Source organism: Bacillus cereus group sp. BfR-BA-01330, assembly GCF_022663885.1.
Classification (GTDB): Bacteria; Bacillota; Bacilli; order Bacillales; family Bacillaceae_G; genus Bacillus_A; species Bacillus_A cereus.
On sequence record NZ_JAKUGK010000008.1, the window covers coordinates 168,867 to 193,226 of the forward strand.

A 24,360-nucleotide genomic window follows, 5' to 3' on the forward strand; every position below is an offset into this window, starting at 1 on the left:
TTTATCCCCCTAAATAGTTTCCGTCGGAAAAGGCACAAAAATTATAAATATGATTTGTACAATTAAGTAGTCGCTATGATTGTATTTTGCCTCCAGGCTTTAATTATCGATGAATTCATATTCACCTAGTAACTCATCAAGCTCTTCTAGTGACATTTTATTGTAACCATAATCGGAAGCTGTTTTTTCTGATTCCGTTTGATTAATACAATGATCGATTATCATTTCAAGATTCTCTTTATACTTTTGGTTAAAATCAGCGATTAAAAATTCAGAATATTCCCCTTCGTTGAAGGTAGTGTTTATTATTAATGTATCCTCTACAATTATTGAATTAATTTCTATAGAAGCATCTCTTGCATTTTCGCCACCTATACTTTCGCCAGGTGATAGCCACGATGCAGAAAATTCTTCATTGGTCGCTTTTTTACTCATTTCTCCCAAATAATTAAATAATATAGGTGCCGGCTCATCATTTAACAAATCTTGATCCTTTTTTAGGTATTTTAAAACCCCATATCCTATTCCGTTATTAGGGATTTTTCTTAAAGTCTCTTTTACCAATTTTATACTCATAGAAATTTCTTTTTCTTTACCTAAATCAAAATATACAGGGTATATTGTAGTAAACCACCCAATAGTCCTACTAACATCTATGTTTTCAATGACTTCTTCTCTTCCATGACCTTCCATGAGAATTTTCAGCCTGTTTTCTCCTGTTAAATCTCTTACTGTTACTAACAAAGCCGCTAAAAGAATATCATTTATTTGAGTATTATATGTTTTGTTTGTTTCTCCCAATAACTTTTGAGTGTTCTCCTTATTTAGTGAAATGGTTAAGGTCTTGCTATTTTTATAATCGGTCACATCTATTTCTTCATTTTTCGCTAAAAAATCTACTTTCATTTTAGATATGTCTGCCCAATATTTTTTTTCTTTTAGAAGTTTATTACCTACCGCATAATCCATTAACTTTTCTGAAAACTCCTTAAATGAATCCGTTTTAAAACCTATATCAAGTTTTTCATTGAGATATGCTTGTTTGTATAACATTTCGAAATCTTCGAATAATATTCGCCATGATACTCCATCTATTACAAGATGATGGATAGTAATAAGCAAATGATCACCCTCATTTGTTCTAAAAATGCAAAGTTTTAACATTTTACCGTCAGTAATCGAAATTTCTTTTTGTATATTTGTTGCTAGTTGACCTACTATCTCCTGTTGATTATCTTGATTCTTAATATCATGGACATATAAATCAAAGAAATCCCCATTCAAATCACGATTATATTGAATAATTTCACCATTTTCCTCTTTATAAATCATTCGTAAAGCATCGTGTTTTTCACAAATTTTACGAAACACCTTTTCTACAATCTGTTCTTCAAATCCATTTTTTCTATACAGCATAAATGATTGATTATAGTGATTTAGCTCTTTATTATTTAATGCTTCGTTTAATACAAAATGTCTTTTCTGTATTGGCATTAAAGGAACATTTCCCTGAATTATTTCATAGTTTTTCTTTACTCTCGATTCATTTTTTACATACTTACTAAGATTTTTAATTTTCGGGTTTTCAAATAAATCTTTAATTTTGAGTTTAAGATTCACTTTCGATAGTTTAGAAACTATTTGTAACGCTTTTATAGAATCTCCACCAACCTCAAAAAAACTATCGTTAATTCCAATTTCTTTAATACCCAAGACATCCTGCCAAGCTGATACAAGATGTTGTTCCACTTCATTTCGAGGCGCTTCATAATCTGTTCCCTTAGAAAGATCCCCCTCTTGTACAAGAGGCAATGCTTTTCTATCTATTTTTCCATTCGGTGTAAGAGGCATTTTATCTAATTGAATAAAAAATGAAGGGATCATATAATCTGGTAAATAATTTGACAAGTAGTCTCTTAATTCACTTGTAGTTAGCTCCTCTTTAGCTATTATGTATGCACATAAATAGGTAAAACCAGCATTATCTTTCCGATCAATTACTACCGCCTGATTTATATTTTGATTACCTAATAGTTTAGCTTCAATTTCTCCTATTTCTACCCTAAACCCTCGAACCTTTACTTGATTGTCTATTCTTCCTAAAAACTCAATATTTCCATCTGAAAGCCATCTTGCCAAATCTCCTGTTTTATACATTTTTTCACCAGGTATAAAGCCATTTGAAACAAACCTTTCATGAGTAAGGTCTGGTTTGTTTAAGTATCCTTTTGCAAGGCCTTTTCCACCAATGTACAATTCACCATACACCCCTATAGGTTGTGGTTCTAATAAAGAATTTAAAACATAATATTTTGTGTTATTTAATGGCTTTCCTATAGGAGTATTTACCATTTGTGGTATATAATCGTACTCTTCTTCATAATAGCTAGAATCAATAGTTGCTTCTGTAACTCCATAGCTATTAATTACTCTCATATTCTCCCCATATCTTTCAACCAAATTTTTGTACTCATGTATAGGGCAGCTATCAGAACCTAATATTAATAATCGTAATGTCGTGAGATCAAAATTATTTTCATATACATAATTCATAAAAGGTATAATAAGACTTGGAGTAGATTCAAAAATATTAATCTTATACTTCTTAATTGTCTTATATAATAAATCCAGTTCTAGCTTGATATGACTCGGTACTATATACATTGTCCCACCATTTAATAAACTTCTACATAAGTCCCCTGCAAATACATCAAACGACATACTAGCCATTTGTAGTAAATTGACTTCATACTTTGACAATTCATAGTGATCTCTCCAAGTGTAATGGGCATTAACCAAATTTTTATGCTCTACTAACACACCTTTAGGGTTTCCAGTTGTTCCTGATGTATATATGATATACACTAAATCATCTGGTGAATTGATATGATTTAAATTATCTTCATCAATATCATATATATCTATATGATTTATATTTACTACTTCACCGTAGGAACCATTTTTATCCATTAGATGCTCTTGGGTAATAATAATGTCCGCATTACTATCCTCAAGCATAAATTCTATTCTCTCTGTAGGGTATTCTGGATCTATCGGCAGATATGCTCCTCCAGCTTTTAGAACCCCCAATATTCCTACAATCATTTCTACTGATCTATCCACCATTATTGCAACTATGCTATTTTGTGCAACACCTTTTTCTCTCAAAGTTCTAGCTAGTTTATTTGCTTTTTTATTCAATTCCTCATAGGTCAACTGCTTTTCTTCGAACACTACAGCTATATGATTTGGTGTTTTTTTAACCTGCTCTTCAAAAAGTTCGTGTATAGTACCTACTGGATATTCAACAGCAGTATCATTAAACTTGTTTAATATCATTTCTCTTTCTTCTTGTGAAAGCAAATTTATTTCACTTAATTTTTGTTCAGGATTATTAACAATTTCTTTTAAGATATTAACTACATGATTTCCAATTCTTTCTATTGTTTCTTTTTTAAATAATTTTGTGCAATACTCTAAAATAAATTCTATATGATCTGTATTTTCAATTGCCGATAAACTTAAATCAAACTTTGCCGCTTTAAAATCAATGTCATACGGTTCGATTTTTAAGCCTTTTATATTCAACTCTAGATTATCTGAATTTTGAATAGAAAACATCGTATCAAACAATGCGTTTCTACTAATATCCCTTTTTAAGGCTAGCTTTTCAACTAACTCATCAAATTGATAATCTTGATTTTCATAAGCATTTAAGGTATTTTCTTTTACTTTCTTCAAATAATCAATGAATCTACTGTTTGCTTTAGGACGATTTCTCATTACAAGAGTATTAACAAACATACCAATAGTATTTTTTAAATCATCGTGCTGTCTTCCTGCAGTTGGCGAGCCAACTATAAGGTCTTCTTGTCCCGTATATTTTGAAAGTAGCGTTGTATATGCTGCTAAAAGTAGCATATACATAGTAACTCCATTTTCCCTTGCAAACATTTTAAGCTTGTTTGTTAGTTCAGAATCTATTTCAAAACTTAATCTATCTCCCTCGCTACTTTGTATTTGTGGTCTTGGAAAGTCAGTTGGCATATTCAGAACTGGTATCTCATCCTCAAATACTTTAAGCCAATATTCCTCCTGTTTCTTTATATTATCACCATCGCAAAACTTTTCTTTCCATTCTGAATAGTCTTTATATTGAATTTCTAATGGCGCTAATTTTTTTTCTCCAAATATATCTGTTAACTCTTTCATCAAGATGCTCATTGATACTCCGTCTGAAATAATATGATGCATATCAAGCATCATGATATGCACATCCTGACTAACTTGTACGATTTCTACCCTTAGAAGAGGAGCTACCTCTAGATTAAAGGGTCTTATGAATCGCGCCACTCGTTCTGATACATTCTCTTTCCCTAATTCACCATATTCAATTTTAAAATCTATTTCTTTTTCTATCTTTTGAACTGGTTCTCCATCAATCATTACAAAAGAAGTTCTTAATGCTTCATGTCTATCAATTAATGCTTTAAAGGCTTTTTCAAAAGTGTCCAATTGAAAGCGCCCCTTCATTTGTATAACAACTGGTAGATTGTAAGTAATTCCACTATCCTCTATTTGATTTAAAATATATAGCCTTTTTTGAGCCGATGAAAGATTATAAAATTGCTTTTCCTCAGCTTTCTTTATTTTTGAGTAAGTACTCGTTTCTTTCCCTTTTATATATTCACCAATGCCTTTGATAGTAGGAAAATTAAATATTTGTTTTAATGGTATTTCAACATTTAATTCTTTGTGTATCTTTGATACCAATGAAAAAGCTTTTAGTGAATGTCCTCCAGCTTCAAAGAAGTTATGATTTATTCCAATTTTCTCTATACCCAAAACGTCCTTCCACACTAAAGCCAACTTCTCTTCTACTAGATTTCGAGGTGCTTCATAATGATCTTCTATAAATTTATTGAAATCTGGTTCCGGTAATGCTTTCACATCCACTTTTCCATTAAGTGTAATCGGCAATTTTTCCATCTCTATGAAATGCAAAGGAATCATGTAACCAGGAAGCTCTTTGGCAAGCAACTCTCTCACTTTATCTATGTTCAGTTCTTCATTCAAATCATTAACTGTAATAAATGCGCAAAGATATCTGTTTCCATCTATCCCCTCTTTATCAATTACTTTAGCTTCTTTTATGTTCGATTGTCTTAATAAGTGATATTCAATTTCTTCCAGTTCAATTCTAAAACCGTGAATTTTCACCTGATTATCTATTCTACCTAAAAATTCAATATTTCCATCAGGTAGCCATCTTACTAAATCTCCAGTCCGATACACTCGTTCTCCAAAACTAAAAGCATTAGACTTGAATTTTTCTTCAGTTAATTCTTTTTTATTTTTGTATCCTCGTGCTACACCTTCTCCACCTATATATAATTCACCAGGTATTCCTATCGGCAGTAATTGAGCGTTATTATCCAAAACATATAATTTATAATTGCTTAGTGGTTTACCTATAGGTACACTCATTCCCATACAATCATTGAAACTGACCTTATAATATGTTGCGCAAACAGTTGTTTCTGTAGGACCATATGAATTATAAACATCGGCAATCTCAATAATATTTTTTATATATTCATACTTTAAAACATCTCCACCACTAATAAATTTCATATTTTTATTAAGTATTAAATGCTTATTTTTATCAATTTCATTGAGTAACAGTGGTGAACAGCTTACTAAAGTCACATTATATTTTTCAATATTTCTAACTAACTCATCTATGTTCAGATCACCAATTTTTTTACCAATGATTAATTTCCCTGAATTAGCCAAAATAGGAAATATTTCTTCCGTAAAAGCATCAAATGAAAATGAAACTACTTGTAATATAGAATCTTCTTCATTTAAAGGAATTTGTTTTGAAAATGCATAAATATAGTTAATAACGTTACGATGTGTAGTCATAACCCCTTTAGGCTTTCCACTAGAACCTGACGTATATATTAAATAAGCTAAATCAGATGAATGATTTAAATTTTCTAGGTTGTCCTTATTTAAAGAACTAATTTCTTCATCATTAAATAAAATACTTGGAACTGTTCTTACTTTGAATTGTAAGTGCTCCTGAGTAACAACTAATTTTGCTTCACTATCTTTTAGCATATATTCAATTCTTTCTTCAGGATACTCAGGGTCAATTGGTAAATATGCTGCTCCAGCTTTTAAAATCGCCAATATGCCTATTATCATTTCTGGGGATTTATCCGCCATAATTCCTATTACAGTATCCGGCTTTGCACCATTTTTTCTAAGCAACCTTGCCAGTCGATTTGCTTTTTCATTTAGTTGTGTATATGTTAATTGTTCCTCTTCAAATATAACTGCAATATGATTTGGTGTTTTTAGAACCTGCTCTTCAAATACATGGTTTAAGGTCTTATTTTTAGGAAATTCAGCCATAGTATCATTAAATTTGTGTAATATGATTTCCGTTTCTTCTTCTGAAAGTAAATTTATTTCTCCTAATTTAAGCCCCGGATTATCGGTAATTTCCTTTATTACATTTACTAAATGACCTGCAAGTCTTTTGATTGTTTCTTTTTTAAATAATTTTGTGCAATATTGCAAATCAAATTTCAAATGATCTGTATATTCTATCGCCGTAAGACTTAAATCAAATTTCGCCACATTAAAATCAATATCGCAAACCTCAGTGGTTACTCCATTTATATTAAACTCAAAATTATTTTGAGTTTGTATATCAAACATCGTATCAAACAATGCGCTTCTACTTGTTTCTTTTCTTAAATTTAGTTTCTCTACTAATGTATCAAATTGATATTCTTGATTCTCATAAGCATTTAATGTGTTTTCTTTTACTTGTTTTAAATAATCAATGAATTTAGTATCTGCTTTTGGATGACTTCTCATTGCAAGGGTATTGACAAACATGCCAATTGTATTTTTTAAATCATCATGTGTTCTTCCCGCAATTGGTGAACCAACTATTATGTCCTCTTGCCTTGTATATTTAGAAAGAAGCGTTTTATATACTGCTAAAAGAAGCATATACATAGTAACTCCATTTTCCCTTGCAAGAAATTTAAGTTTATTTGTTAGTTCAGAATCTATTTCAAAACCAAGCCTATCTCCCTCACTACTTTGTATTTGTGGTCTTGGAAAATCAGTTGGCATATTCAGAACTGGAATGTCACCCTCAAATACCTTGAGCCAATATTCCTCCTGCTGCTTTATGTTATCTCCTTTATAGTATTCTTTTTGCCATTCCGAATAGTCTTTATATTGAACTTTTAATGGTGCTAATTCTTTTTCTCTAACTAAATCAGCTAACTCCTTCATCAAAATGCCCATTGATACTCCATCTGAAATAATATGATGCATATCAAGCATCATGATATGCTCATTCTGATTAACACGTAAAATCTCTACCCTTAGAAGCGGCGCTATCTCTAAATCAAAAGGTCTTATAAATCGTGCCACTCGTTCTGATACGCTATCTTCTCCTAATTCACTATATTCAATTTTAAAATCTATTTCTTTTTCTATCTTTTGAACTGGTTCTCCATCAATCATTACAAAGGATGTTCTTAATGCTTCATGTCTATCAATTAGTACCTTAAAAGCATTCTCAAAAACTTGCATTTGGAAATCGCCCACGATTTTGATAACTAAAGGAATATTATATGTCGTACCTTTAGATTCCAAATTATTTAAAATAAGCATCCTTTTTTGTGCCATTGATAAGGTATAACAATCATTTTCTGATTGTTTCGCTTTTGGAATTTCATTCTTTTTTTCTATATCTTCATTTTTTAAAGCTATAATAATTTTTTCTTTATATAACTTTATTTTTCCCTTTAATTCAGCTGTTATTAGTTCACGAGGTCCAATAATTTTTATCTTCCCTTGATTCTGATATAAGAAAATGTTTGATTTTTTCAAATCATTTATAAACCCTTTAATATCCATAACTAGAATCATTCCCTTCGCGGTGCCCATTCAATTTCTCACACTGTTAGTAAATAACTAAAACAACTATCAAATTTCATATACATCTTTGAAATTTAAACCATTGGGCCTAGTTTAACTGCACAATCTATTCCTTTTTCTCTGCTGAGAAGAAGTATAGATTGTACAGTTTTCCTAGGATAAATCCCCTTTTCTTATAATTGAATCTTAAATCTCAAAACAATCAACATTATAGAAAATGTGCCTTTTTACACCTAGTACTAATATCTTTTACCTCCAAAAGAAATGAATTTCATTTTAAACCGTTATACCTCTTCCTCAACATAATCATAAGAACTATTTTGACGATCATGTTCAGTTGATAGGATATAATTTGCTAAACCCATTACACTTGGATTCTCAAAGAAATTGTGAATGCTTATATCTGTATTTAAAACTTTATTAATAGCAGCAACAGCACTCATTAACTTCAGTGAATTTCCTCCTATTTCAAAGAAGTTATGAGAAATTCCAATAGATTTGATGCCTAGGATTTCTTCCCAAATTGAAATAATAGTCTCTTCTACAAAATTACTTGGTGCCACGTACTCTACCTCAGTTGTTACGTTCCCATCAGGCTTTGGTAATGACTTTCGGTCTACTTTCCCATTTGTAGTTAGCGGTAGCTTATCAAGTTGAACAAAAAATGCAGGAATCATATACTCTGGAAGCTTTTTAGTTAGATACTTTCTAATTTCTTGAATTATTAATTCATCTTTCCATGTTTCAGAAGTAAAGTAAGCGCATATATATTTTTCACCATGAATATCATCTCTTACGATAACAATAGCTTCTTTTACTTTTTTATATTTAAGTAGCTGACTCTCTATCTCACCAAGTTCAATCCTGAAACCACGAACTTTCACTTGATGATCTATTCTACCTAAGAACTCAATATTTCCATCAGGCAACATCCTAACAAGATCCCCTGTTCGATACATTTTTTCTTCTGGTATAAATGGATTTGAGACAAACTTTTCTGCTGTCAAATCTGGTCGGTTTAAATATCCTTGAGCCAATCCTGCTCCACTTAAACAAAGTTCTCCAGCTACGCCGATTGGAAGTAGTCTCTGATTTCCATCTACTATAAATGCTGAAGTATTTGCTAATGGCTTCCCAATTGGTATTGTGTCGAATTCTTCCTTGATTTCATTTATACAATAATACGTAGCAAAAACAGTACTTTCTGTCGGACCGTATACATGAATCAGCTTATCTTTCCCTAGATACTCCAATGCTCGTTTTGTATGTGATACTGAAATTCTTTCACCACCAAAAAGGATTTTTCTTATATTAGATAAACACTCTATTTCTAAATCAACCACCGTATTAAATAAGGCTGTAGTTATAAACATAACACTAATTTTTTCTTCTTTTATTAATTTTGTTAGCTTACTTAAATTCAATACTGTATCTATTGATACCATCACTAATTTTGCACCATTTAACAATGCACCGTAGATGTCAAATACGGATCCATCAAAAGAATAATTTGAAAGCTGTAAAATAATATCATCTGCATCAATCTTAATATAGTTTGTGTCACGAACAACTCTTACTGCATTAGAGTGTGATGTAACCACACCTTTTGGTATTCCAGTAGAGCCCGATGTATATATGATATAAGCTATGTTCCCAGAATCATTGATAGGAGCTAAATTCTCTTTACTCAATTGAAAATTCTCACTCTTATCTAAACTAACCATCTCTACATCCAATGAGGAATCATTAATGAACTTCTCCTGCGTTAATAGAATTTGAATATCACTATCTTGTATCATAAATTTGATTCTATCCTGCGGAGATTTAGGATCTATCGGCAAATAAGCTGAACCTGATTTTAAGATACCCATTATTCCAATTATCATCTCAGGGGATCTCTCAACCATAATTCCCACAATTGTATTTGCAGTAATCCCTTTATCTCGTAACCATCTAGCAACTTGATTAGACTTTTCATTTAATTCTTGATACGTCATTTTAGTGCCTTCAAATTCAACGGCAATATGATTAGGCGTTTTCTCTACCTGTTCCTCAAACAACTGATGTATAGTCTTATCCTTCGGATAATTCGTCTTTGTATCATTAAATCCATACAATAATGCATTTCGCTCTTTCTCTGGGATTATATCTATCTCATTTAATTTCTTATCCTCATTTATAACAACTTGTTCGGTTACTTTTTTAAGATGCATTTCTATATTGTCTATTATTTTCTGTGGATAAATCTTTTCGTTATAAGTTAATTTTAATACTAACTGTTCTCCAGGAATTGCTACAATGTTGAATCCATAATTGGTTTGCTCTTCTCCCCTTATATTTTGACACATAAAACCTGTATTACTTTCTGCATGATTAAAACTACTATCATCCAGTGAATAATTTTGAAATACCATTACATGATCAATTAGATTTCTTTTTAGATCATGTAAAGATTGAATTTCAGCTAAATTTATATAGTTATATTTATTATTTTCTATTGATTCATCCTGGACATTTCTTAAAACCTCTTTAAAACTACTATCTTTTTCCAGTTTAACTCGAGTCGGAATTGTATTAATGAATAATCCTACCATCGCTTCAATTCCTTCTACTTTTGCCTCTCTTCCTGATACGACTGTTCCAAATACAACATCTTCTATATTATTGTACCTCGCTAAAAGAATGCCCCAAATTGTCTGCAGTACGGTATTAAAAGTAACTTGATTTCTATTTGCGAGTTGAATAATGTTACGAGTCATTTCTTTTGAAAATTCTATCATTTTTTCTTTTCTTTTATACTCATTAACTTTATTCAAGATTTTAGGAACCTGTGCTTGTTCTTCATATCCATCCAAATAGCTCTTCCAATGTGCTAATCCTTCTTCTTTATCCTGTTCTTCCAACCATCTTATATAATCACTATATGGTGTTGGCTCCGCTAAATGGCTATCTTCACCTTTCATCTTTCTTCCATAAATATCAAATAACTCACCTAATATAATCCCAAGACACCATCCATCTAACAATATGTGATGATGACTCCATACCAATTTATATGAATCCTGATTCATTTGAATTAAGCTAATTCTCATTAATGTGTCTACACTTAAATTAAAGCCTTTTTGTTTATCATTTTGTAAATAATTCTCTATAAACTTTGTTTTCTGCTCAATGCTTTCGTCTTGAATATCATAATATTTGAAACCTACTTTTCTATCTTGAAGTATGACGTGTCTTGGTTCCTCCACTAATTCATACTCAAATGCTGCTCTTAATATTTCGTGTCTCCTCATTATTGTATTAAATGATTTTTCTAAAATATCTACATCTACAGTCCCTTTTATATCCATTACAATTTGTTCGAAATACATACTTGAATTTTTATCTTCTAATGCGTGGAATAACATCCCTTTTTGCATATTTGCTAACGGATATATTTTCTCAATAATAAAACCATTGTATTTTTCTTTTATTTCTTCAAGTTCTTCTAATGTTATATTTATATCTCCATAATCAAAAGGTGTTTGATCTGGTTCTACTTTATTCGCACAGTGATTAATTATCATTTCAAGACTTTCTTTATATTTCTGATTTAAGTCCTTTATCATTTTTTCACTGTATTCTAATTTATTAAATGTTGTATGAATAACCAATTCACCATTTAAAACCATTGAATTCATTTCTATAGATGTATTCCTATTAATTTTCTTACCCACTGTTTCACCTATAGACCATTTCGATGCAGAGAATTCTCTCCTGTTAATATCTTGATCCAATTCACCTAAATAGTTAAATGAAATTGGTGCCTTTTCTTCATTCATAAATCCCTTATCTTTTGCTAAATGTTTTAATACTCCATAACCTATTCCTTTATTTGGTATTTTCCTCAAAATTTCTTTAACTGTCTTTATGTTGGTCGAAAGTTCATTTTCATTCCCTATATCTAAAAGCACTGGATACATCGTCGTGAACCATCCAACAGTCCTATTGATTTCGAAATTCTCTATTACGTCCTCTCTTCCATGCCCTTCCATATTTACTTTTAGCTTGTATTTCCCCGTCAATTCTCTGGTTCCAACTGCTAAAGCTGTTAATAAAATATCATTTATTTCTGTGTTATATGCCCTATTTGTATTTCTAAGTAAAGATGTAGTGAGTTCTTTATCTAATGTAATACTTACTGTACTACTATTTTCAAAGTTGTTTTTTGTGATTTCTTTCTTTTTAGGGATAAACTGTACATTCTCTTTTGATATACTTGTCCAATATTCCCTTTCTTTCATTAATTCCCTACTCACGCTATAAGCTTTTAACTTTGATGCAAATTCTTTATAGGAATCTGTTTTGAATCCTATTTCTAGCTTTTCACCCTTTTCTAGTTGTGAATATAAAGTCTCCAAATCTTCGAGTAGGATTCTCCATGATACTCCATCCACTACAAGGTGATGAATCGCAATCAGAAGATGATCTCCTTCATCCGATTTAAATAAACAAAGCTTTACAAGTTTACCTTCTTTAATATCCATCTCTTTTTGAATATTTGTAGCAATTTCATATACCTTCTCTTCCTTATTCTCAATGCCCTTAACATCATGAATATATAAATCAAATAGGTTCTTGTCATAACCCCTATTATATTGAATTATTTCTCCCTCTTTTTCTTTATATATCATGCGTAAAGCATCATGATGTTCCATAATTTTATTAAATACTTCTTCTATCTGTTTTTCATCAAATCCATTTTCTCTAAATAGCATGAACGATTGATTAAAATGATGTATCTCTTCTTGGTTTTTCTCAAAATACCAGCTTTGTATCGGGGTTAATTCTACTTCCCCCTTTACTATTTCATGAACCTTTTGTTCTTTCTTTTCTCGTTTTATATATTTTCCAAGATTTTTAATTTTTGGATTTGCAAATAAATCTTTCATTTCTAGTTTAAGACCAATTTTAGATAATCTAGATATAATTTGGATTGCCTTAATGGAATCTCCTCCAGATACAAAGAAATTATGATTAATCCCTATATCCTCTATCCCAATAATACTTCTCCAAATTTCAACGAGCTTTTCTTCCACTTCATTTCTCGGTTCCTCATACTCTACCCCAGTATTAATACTTCCATCTGGTTCAGGAAGTGCTTTTCTGTCTACTTTCCCGTTCGTTGTCAACGGAAGTTTATCTAATTTCACAAAATATCCAGGAATCATATAATCCGGAAGTTTCTGTTCTAAATATTCTCGAATTTCCCTTGCATGTAATTCTTTTTGTGAAACAATATACGCACATAAATATTGATTACTTTCCTTATCTTCTCTAGCTATAACAATCGTTTCTTCGATATCTTGATGAGTTGACAGTTGACTTTCTATTTCTCCAAGTTCAATTCGATAACCACGTATTTTCACCTGATGATCTATCCGTCCTAAAAATTCTATATTCCCATCAGGTAACCACCTTGCAAGATCTCCAGTTCGATACATAGATTTACCGTTATTAAATGGATTTTCAATAAACCTTTCAGCTGTTAATTCTAGATTATTCAAATATCCTCTTGCTATCCCCTCACCTGATACACACAGTTCTCCAGCTACTCCAATTGGCTGAAGATTATTTCCCTTGTCTAATATATATATATTAGTGTTTAAAATTGGTTTTCCAATCGGAATTACCTTATCACCGCTTATTTGATCAAACTCAATTCTATAACTTGTGGAATCTACACAACACTCTGTAGGCCCATAAACATTTGTGATATTAGGTTTAAAATCAGCAAATTTTTCAAATAAACCTTTGATTAAATAAGGCGTTAATGCCTCTCCTCCTACAATAAATTCTTTAATTTCTAATTCTTGTTCTATTTTATTTACATAGCTAAGCGTTGTTAAATGTGCCGGAGTAGCATCGGATACATGTATTTTATTTGCTGCATAATACTCAATTAAACTCATTGCATTCCAACTTACTTCCTTTGGCACAACAAATAAGGTATGTCCTAAAAGTAATGTTGCAAATATTTGTTTCACCGATGCATCAAATATAAATGGTGCTAGCAACGCGACATTAACATTAGTATTGAATCTTTTATAAATTACATCATTTAACCCATTGACTAAGTTATTTACACTATTTTGTTCTATCATTACACCTTTAGGATTCCCTGTAGAACCCGATGTATATATTACATAAGCTAAATTTCGGGGACTATTTATTTTACTGATATTCGTTCTATTTTCTTTATATTTTAATTTATCTAATTGTATAATTTGTCCATGAAAAGATATATCGCTATGAACCTCATTCGTTACGCATAGTATCTCTATATGGCTATTACGTAACATATATTCTTTTCTTGTCCTAGGATAAGTTGGATCAATCGGTAAATAAGCTCCTCCAGCTTTTAAAATCCCCATTATACCTACTATCATTTCAATAGAGCGTTCCACCATTATTCCCGTTACTACGTCAGGACCAACTCCTTTTTCGCGAAGTATATGCGCAAGGCTATTTGCCCTTTCGTTTAGCTCTTTATATGTTATACTTTGATTTTCAAAAACAAGTGCCACATTATTAGGTGTCTTCTCTACCTGTTCTTCAAAAAGCTCTGGAAGTGTTTTTTCTTTATCATATTTTCCTTTTGTATTATTAAATTCGTTTAATAACTTACTTTTTTCTTTCTCTGTTAATATATCTATTTCACTTAATTTCTGTTCTGGATTTTCTACTACTTCTCTTAAGATATTTATAAAATGCTCTAAAAACCTCTCTATTGTTTCCTTTTTATAGAGAGCCGTACAGTATTCAATTTCTAATCCTAATCCGTCCTCTAACTCACTTACATGTATAGTAATATCAAACTTAACTATTTTCCTCTGATCTTCTAACATGCTAACCTTTAGTCCATCCAAATTTAATAGCATATTATCAGTGTGTTGAAATACAAGCATCGTATCAAATAGTGGATTTCGTGAAATGTCTCTTCTCACATTTACCTTTTCTACCAATTCTTCAAATTGATAATCCTGATTTTCATATGCTTTCAATGTATTTTCTTTTACTTCTTTTAAGTACTCTCTAAAAGATCTATTGCCCTTTGGATAATTTCTCATCGCAAGGGTATTCACAAACATTCCCATTACATTATTTAAATCTACATGTTTTCTTCCTGCAATTGGTGATCCTACTACTATATCCTCTTGCCCTGAATATTTAGAAAGCAAAGTCGTGTATCCTGCTAACATCAGCATATACATAGTAACTTCATTTTCTGTAGCCAACTTGTTTAACTGATTATAAGTTTCACTATTGATTTTTAAATTGATTCTATCTCCAGCAAAACTTCTTCTTTTTGGCCTTTTATAGTCCGTTGGCATATTTAGTACGGGTACTTCTTCATTGAACACATTCATCCAATACTTTTCTTGCTTTGTGATTTCTTCTTGGGTAAACAAGCCTCTTTGCCACGCAGAATAATCTTTATATTGAATGCTTAATGGAGATAATTTTTGACCATTATATAATTCAGCTAATTCCTGCATGAAAATCCCCATTGATACACCATCTGATATGATATGATGCATATCTAATACCACCACGTGCTCATCATCTGTAACATGTATGATTTCAACCCGTAAAAGAGGAGCTTTCTCCAAATCAAACGGTTTAACAAATCCATTTATTATATCATCTAGCTTATTGGTACCCATTTCTCTATACGTCACTTGGAAATCTATCTCTTTTTCAATCTTTTGAACTGGTTCACCATCTACCATTACAAAAGAAGTTCTTAAAGCTTCATGTCTTTCGATTAATTTATGGAAAGCCTGTTCAAGCTGATGAACATCCAAATCACCTTTTATTTTCATAGCGAAAGGCATATTATAAGATACTCCGCTACCCTCTATTTTGTTTAAAATGTAGAGTCTTCTTTGGGCAGATGAAAGTGGATAATAATCTTGTTCTTCTACTTTTTTGATCGATGCATATACACTTTCTTTTGTAGAGTCAATAAATTCTCCAATCCCTTTTATAGTAGGTGTTTGGAAGACTTGTCCTAAAGGTATCTCCACCATAAGTTCCTTATGGATTCTAGAAACCATCGTAGTCGCTTTCAGTGAATGGCCTCCAATTTCAAAAAAGTTGTGTTGAATTCCTATGTTTTCTATATCTAAAATATCTTGCCAAATGGATACAAGCTTTTCTTCGACTGTATTCCTTGGTGCCTCATACTCTACTACTCCTGCAACCGAACTTTCATCAGGACTTGGTAAAGCCTTTCGATCCACTTTCCCATTTGTAGTAAGTGGTAGCTTGTCTAGCTGAACAAAAAAAGCAGGAATCATATACTCTGGTAACTCTTTTGCCAAAAACTTTCGAATTTCTTGAACCCTAGTCTCACCCTTCGATGTTTCGGAAGTAAAGTACGCACATAAATATTGATGATTATTACTATCTTCTCTTGCGATAACAACAGCTTCTTTTACTTCCTTATGTTTTAGAAGTTGACTCTCTATCTCACCCAGTTCAATCCTGAAACCACGAATTTTCACTTGATGGTCAATTCTTCCTAAAAACTCAATATTTCCATCAGGTAACATTCTCACAAGGTCTCCTGTTCGATACATTCTCTCTCCTGGAATGAACGGATTTGGAATGAATTTTTCTGCTGTGAGCTCTGGTCTATTTAAATAACCACGGGCCAAACCTTCTCCGCTGATACAAAGCTCGCCTGGCACTCCCAATGGACAAAGCCCATTAGATTCGTTTAAAATAAAGACTTTTGTATTACATATTGGTTTTCCTATCGGTATATTGTCATAAGAATTTTCTATAATAAAGCTTGTTGTTACTACTGAATTCTCTGTAGGACCATAGTTATTAACAATCTGGTAACTTTTATTTTCAAAATAATTTAGTTTATCTCCACCTGTTAATAATCTCCTTAAAGATGTATTCTCAAGCATTAAAAATTGTTCACATACTTGTGTAGGTAAAAAGCTTATTGAAATCTCTTTTTCAATAAAATATTTGTTTAATTTTGTAATATCTAATTTTAAATTATCATTTATAATATGAATCTCTGAACCCGCTATGATATAAGGAAATACTTCCCAAGCAAATGCATCAAAACTTATACTTGCATAACTAGCATTTTTATCAGTTTCACTTATTTTATTGAAGGAATTATGCCAATTACATAAGTTCACCAATGAATGATGCTCCACCATAACTCCTTTTGGCTTTCCAGTAGAACCAGATGTATAAATGACATAGACTAAATCTTTACTGCTGCTATCAATACGTAAGTTCTCGGTTCCGTATTTAAACAAATGCTCATTATGAATATTAATAATGCTAATATCATCAACTTCTGTACAATCAACCAAATTAATTAATTTATCCTGGGTCAATAATATTTCAGTTTGACTATCTTGAAGTATATATTTAATTCTATCTATAGGATATGTAGGATCAATTGGTAAATACGCACCACCAGCTTTTAAAATCCCCATAATTCCCACAATCACATCAACTGAACGTTCTAATAATATTCCTACTATTTTATCAGAACCAACACCATTTTCTCTTAACGCTCTTGCCAATTGATTAGATTTTTCATTTAACTCCCTATATGTCAACTTCTTATCTTCAAAAACAACTGCAATGCTATCTGGCGTTCGTTCTACTTGTTCTTCAAATAACTTGTGTATTAACTGGTTTTTAGAGAAATCTACATTTGTATCGTTATGTTCATACAATAAAAAGCGCTTTTCTTCTTGTGGGATCATATCTATTTTATTTACACTTATCGAAAGATTCCTTGATATTTCCCTCAGAATATTAATATAATTTTCTGTCATTCTTAATATTGTGTCTCTTTTGAATAATCCAGTACTATATTCGACATTTAACACGATCTCATCGTCATAATCTAAAATATTAAAAGTGATATCGAATTTTGCATTATCTAATTCAAATATTATTGGACTAAGATTTAAAGCACCTTGCTTCTTAGTAAATAATTTAGCGTCTTCCAATACAAACATGGTATCAAATAAAGGGTTTCTATTAGAGTCTCTTTCATAGTCTATACTGCGAATTAGTTCGTCAAACTGATACTCTGAGTTTTCAAATGCTGTAATTGTATTTTCTTTTACCTGTTCCAAAATTTCTTTAAAACTTTTTGTAGCATCTATATTGTTTCTTAAAGCAATAGTGTTGACGAACACACCAAAAATATTTTGTAAATCTTGATGTAACCTACCTGATGCTGCTGTTCCGACAACAATATCAGTTTTTCCAGTATATTTGTGAAGTAATATATGATAAGCGCTAAGCATAAGCATATATAAAGTTGACCCTGTATCCTTAGCTACCCTTCTTATCTGTTCAGATAACTCTTTTTCTATATGAAAGTATGCATTTTCTCCTGCAAAGGTATCAATATTTTCTTTTCTATAATCATAAGGTAATTCTAATTTAGATGGCAGATGACTGTATAAATTCAGCCAATATTGCTCTTGTTTTTTTATAGCATTAGATTGATTATACGTATTATTCCATTCTACATAATCCTTGTATTGTATATTTATCTTAGGTAGATCAAGATTGTTATATAAATCGAGTATTTCATTCATAAATATTCCTTGTGATACCCCATCTGCTATTATGTGATGGAAGTTAACAACCAATATATGCTTCTCTACTCCGATTTTAATTAGTTTAGCTCTCATTAATGATGGTTTACTTAAATCAAAAGGCTTTGTTGATTCCTTACACATTTTGCTAGTTAAATCTCTTAAACCTTCATCATCTGTTACGACTATATCTAAACATTGGTATTCCAAATCAAAATCAACTTTATCATAAACCCTTTGAACTAATTCATTATCTAATACTTCAAATCCTGTTCTCAGGATTTCATGTCTATCTATAAATTTTCTAAATGCATTTTCAAGTCTATTACATTCGATTTCACCTTCGACAAGTAACGCCATAGGAATATGATATGCTCCTCTATTATTTTCCATCATAGAAAGCATGTACATTCGTTTTTGAGAAGGTGATGTAGCATAATAATCCTTTTTCGATACCCTTTCAATCATATTTTCCCTATGATTGTCTTGGCTATTTTTCAAATATTGATCTAATACCTTTATAGTGTCATTTTTAAATATTTCTCCTATCGGCACCTCTATATTCATTCTCTTTTTAATTTCAGTAACAATCGATATCGCTTTTAATGAATCTCCGCCTATTTCATAGTAATTAGTATCTATTCCTATGTTTTCTATTCCAAATACGTCTTTCCATATATCTAATATTTGGGCTTGAGTTTCATTTTCTGCTTCTTCACATGTAGTTGCTGCAACTTCATCTAGTTCATGATTTTTTATTAATTCCCCCAAAATACTCTTATTTACTTTCCCATTTACAGTCAATGGTATTTCATCTATTTTGAAAAATCTTGATGGAATCATATAATTCGGGAGCTGATTTTGCAAATATTGTTTTAGTTCATTTGGGTTTATGTCTTCATCTGAAACTACAAAAGCATATAGGCTTTTCATTTTATTATCGTTTGTATAGTCAATTACTACTGTTTTATTTACACCTTTATATTTGATTATGCAATTTTCAATTTCCCCTAATTCTACCCTATATCCCCTTATCTTAACTTGACTGTCTTTTCTTCCTAAAAATTCGACATATCCGTCCTCTTTTAACACGCCATAATCACCAGTTTTGTAAATATATCCTAATTCATCGTGCAAAATAAATGACATCTTAGTTTTTTCAATATCATTTATATACCCACTTGCTACTCCCACTCCACCAATGTACAATTCTCCCTCTACATCTACGGGACACAATTGCTTATTTTGATTTAATACATAAATTTTCTGGTTAGCCAACGGCATTCCATATGGTATACTTTTCCAATCATCCTTAATTTCCTTAATAGGGTAATATATGGACCATATTGACCCCTCAGTTGCTCCACCTAAGCTAATAACTTCCGCATTTTTGAAAGTTTTCTTTATCTTCTGAGGAAGTTCCAGCGGTATCCAGTCCCCACTAAGCAATACAAGCCTTAGACTATCATCCTGTTCACTATCATTATATAAGTCCACTGTCAGTTCCATAATTGCTGGAACTGAGTTCCAAATTGTGATTCCTTCTTTCTTTACAACTTTTTTTAGGTTATATGCATCCCTTTGATCATCTATAATTACAAGGGCCGCTCCACAGCTCAATGCACCAAAAACATCATAAACTGACAAATCAAAGCACAGTGAAGAAATCCCCATAATTTTATCATTTTCTGTCACACAGAATTTTTCGTTAATATCTATAATTGTATTTGTTGCTGCACCATGAGTTATTTGAACTCCTTTAGGTTTTCCTGTACTACCAGAAGTAAAAATAACATATGCCATATCTGTTTCATCTACTTTAATATTGACTTCATCATCAGAATATTCCCTAATATTTTCATCTTTATAGGTAGAAGGTGTTATAAAGAACTTACAATTACTTTTCTTTTTTATATATTCTTTTCTTTCTTCAGGATAATCAGGATCAAGCGGTATATATGCTGCTCCAGCCTTTAAAACAGCAAACAAATTTATAATGGTATCTATACATCGCTTACCTATCACACCAATGTAATCACCTTTTCTAACTCCCTTATCCATTAAGTATCTTGCAATTTGATTTGATTTTTCATTTAGTTCTTTATAAGTTATCGAATCATCATGATGAATTACAGCTACCTTATCTGGTACTAGTTTTGCTCGATTCACAAACATTTCATGTAAAGTACACTTATCAAACTTTTTGTTTGTATCATTATAGGTTTCAATAACTTTTATGCTATTCTCACTAAGGTTAATACCTGACACTTGATCATTAAATATAACCTGATTTAATACATTTATATATTGTTCAAACATTGATTTAATAACATTGATCTCAAATAATTGTTCAACGTAATCCCATGTAATATATAAACCTCCATTTAATTCATAAACTTGGTTATCTATATAAACTTGGGATGTTCTTGTACTAAAAAATTTAATTTTTTCAAAATCTATCAAATGATTAAATGAATCATCTGAGTCCTCACTCAATACACTTGTAAATACAATAGGCATTATAGCTTGATTAACCATTCTATGTTTTTTCCCAATAGCTCTTATAAAATCCACACCATCATAATGTCTATGTTCAAGGGCTTCTAACAATGTATCCTGTACCTTCGTAGCAAATTTCCAAAATGACTCAATACTATCTTTCGCATTAATATCTAATAACATTAGAGTTGTGAAATCCCCAATGATTTTTTTTACGTCTTGATGGAACGGTATCCGATTAAAAACAGTTAAATTTACTGCAAATTGACTCTGATTACTCCAATATGCTAAGACGTAAGCATATGCAGCACATAAAACCGATGTAGGGGTAAGATTTTTTTCTCTTGCTTTTTGTTTTAATCTATTCCACGTTTCACGTTCTAAAAATTCCGAACATTTATTAAATGTAGGTTTTTCAATTTCTAATGGGTTGCATTTTAAAGGCAATGCTGGTGCACTTGGGAAATTATCCAATTTATTTAACCAGTACTTCTCATCTTTTTTATATCGATTAGATTGCCTAAATTCATTGGTTGCTAAAACATAGTCTCTAAAATTATACTCCAGCTCAGGCAGCTGCAGACTTGGCTGATTGTAAAACATTTTAAATTCCTTGATTAATATTTTCATGCTACTGTCATCACAAATTAGCGGATCTATATTTAAACAAAAATATTTTTGATTATTGGGTAATATAAATGCTTTTATCTCAAATAATGGCCAAGTACTTGGATCTATGATTTTAGCTATCATTTTTTGTCTTTGTTCCAATATACGTATCATTATATCTTCTTGATTTAAATGCCTTACATCTACTGTGTCTACAGAATAAAGAAGTTCTCCTTCTAAGATTCTTTGTGTTCCATTTTCAAAAACTATTGTTCTTAGTATTGGATGTCTATTAATTAATTTTTGTAATGCACTATTAAACCTATCTATATTAATATCTATTTCAAATTCAACCGTTAAATTTGTAGCTGCTCCACCAATTTCAAAAGCCGGATCTCTACCTATTAAATAGGCTAATTGTATACCTGTAAGTGGGAAAGGTTCATGTAAATTCTTTAAATCTGTAGTTTTTGTAAATTGTCGGTTCTCAATAATTTCTCCCTTGTTTGTTTCGATGTAAGCACTTATTTTCTTTATTGTGGATAATCTAAACAGTTCCTTTAATGGTAAATCAACACTTAACCTATCATTCATTTTAGATAAAAGCTCCATTGCGTTTATCGAATGTCCACCAAGAACTGCAAAACTGTCATTAATACCAACTTTATTTATATTCAAAGTTTCCTGCCACATTAAAACGAGCTGTTTTTCAATCTCATTTCTTGGTTCCTCATATTCAACCTCGGTATTAAAACTTCGATCTGGTTCAGGTAAAGACTTTTTATCTATTTTTCCATTTGCTGTTAACGGCATTTTATCTAACTTAAGAAAATAAGTAGGAATCATATAATCAGGTAACTTTTCACCTAAAAATTTTCTTAATTCTTCAACAGTAACTTCTCCTACTAATGTTAGATATGCACAAATATAATTGCTCTTGTCCTTTTCTTCTCTTGCTACAACTACAGTTTCTTTTACATTTGGATGCTTTAATAACTGACTCTCTATCTCTCCAAGTTCAATCCTAAATCCCCGAACCTTTACTTGATGGTCAATTCTTCCTATAAATTCAATATTCCCATCAGGTAACCACCTAGCCAAATCTCCTGTGTGGTATAAACGCTCTCCTTCTGCAAATGGGTTTTTAACGAATTTCTCTAATGTTAGCTGCTCATTATTTAAGTACCCTTTAGTTAATCCATCACCAGAAATACAAAGTTCTCCAGGTTCACCAATAGGAAGTAAATTTTTCTTTTCATCTACTATGTAAACTGAAGTATTTGCTAACGGTTTACCTATAGGTAGAGTGTCAACATCCTCATCTATTTCATTTATAAAGTAATATGTGGCAAAAACAGTACTTTCCGTTGGTCCGTATACATGAATGAGTTTATCTTTCCCCAGAAATTCTAATGCTTTTCTTGCATGGGAGACTGAAATTCTTTCTCCACCAAATAATATTTTTCTTATATTGATTAAACAATCTATTTTCATACCTACAAGCGCATTAAATAAAGCAGTTGTAATAAACATTACGTTTATGTTTTCTTGCTTAATTATATTTCCAAGCTTATTTATATCCGTGACTGTATCTTTTTCTATCACTACTAATTTCGCCCCATTTAACAGAGCTCCATATATATCAAAAATTGATCCATCAAAAGAATAATTCGAAAGCTGTAGAATGGTATCATTATTTTTTATTTCTATGTAATTTGTATTTCGAACGACTCTGATAGCACTATAATGCGAAATGATAACTCCCTTTGGTATTCCAGTAGAACCCGATGTATAAATAATATAAGCTGTATCATCAGAACGATTTACATGTTTCAGATTATCTGTACTTAAGTCACTTGAATCTAGCTCGTCCAAATTGATTATTTCTAAATCATATTCGATTTTCTTAATGAATTTCTCTTGAGTCAATAAAATCATGGTATGACTATCCCGTAACATATAATCAATTCTTGCTTTTGGAGTATCAGGATCAATTGGGAGGTAAGCTGCTCCAGATTTTAAAATACCCATTATTCCAATTATCATTTCAAGTGATCTATCAATCATTAATCCTATAATAGCATCTGTATTAACACCCTTATTCCTTAACATCCTTGCTAATTGATTGGATTTCTCGTTAAGTTCCCTGTATGTGAGTTGTTTATCTTTAAACACAACTGCAATATTTTCAGGTGTTCTCTCCACTTGTTCTTCAAATAGCTGGTTTATGGTCTTATTTCTTGGATATTCGGTTTTTGTGGAATTGAATTTATTTAATATCATATCTTGCTCTGCTACTGTAATCTCATCGTAAGTTCTTGTCCCATCCTTGTTTATTTCACCAGAATTCTTAATAGACATGTTGGATTTCCCCTTTTTTAGTAATTATCCATTACCAAAATTATTTATTATTTTATTACTGTTAAAAATATAGAGAATGAATTAAATAAAAAATTCATCGTTCATAACAAGGTATACAATCCCCCCTATTTAGAAGTTACTAAAAGGAATTCTATAAAAAAATTTAACTTACTACGAGAAAAATTTCCTTATTTTCATACAAAAAACATATGATAAAAATTTATCAAAAAAGTTAAAATAATCAGAAATTTTTACGGTAATTTAATTAAAGACAAATATT

General features: G+C 31.1%; 2 protein-coding genes. Both read right to left on the reverse strand.

Annotated elements, in window-relative coordinates:
• Positions 1-99: 99 nt before the first annotated feature.
• Positions 100-7,953 (reverse strand): non-ribosomal peptide synthetase, encoded by a 7,854-nt coding sequence (locus tag MR112_RS22620; protein ID WP_242245403.1) that lies wholly within the window; start codon positions 7,951-7,953, stop codon positions 100-102.
• Positions 7,954-8,258: 305 nt separating this feature from the next.
• On the reverse strand, positions 8,259-24,080 hold the full coding sequence (locus MR112_RS22625; protein ID WP_242245404.1) for a non-ribosomal peptide synthetase: 15,822 nt from the start codon (positions 24,078-24,080) through the stop codon (positions 8,259-8,261).
• Between the last annotated feature and the right edge of the window lie 280 nt (positions 24,081-24,360).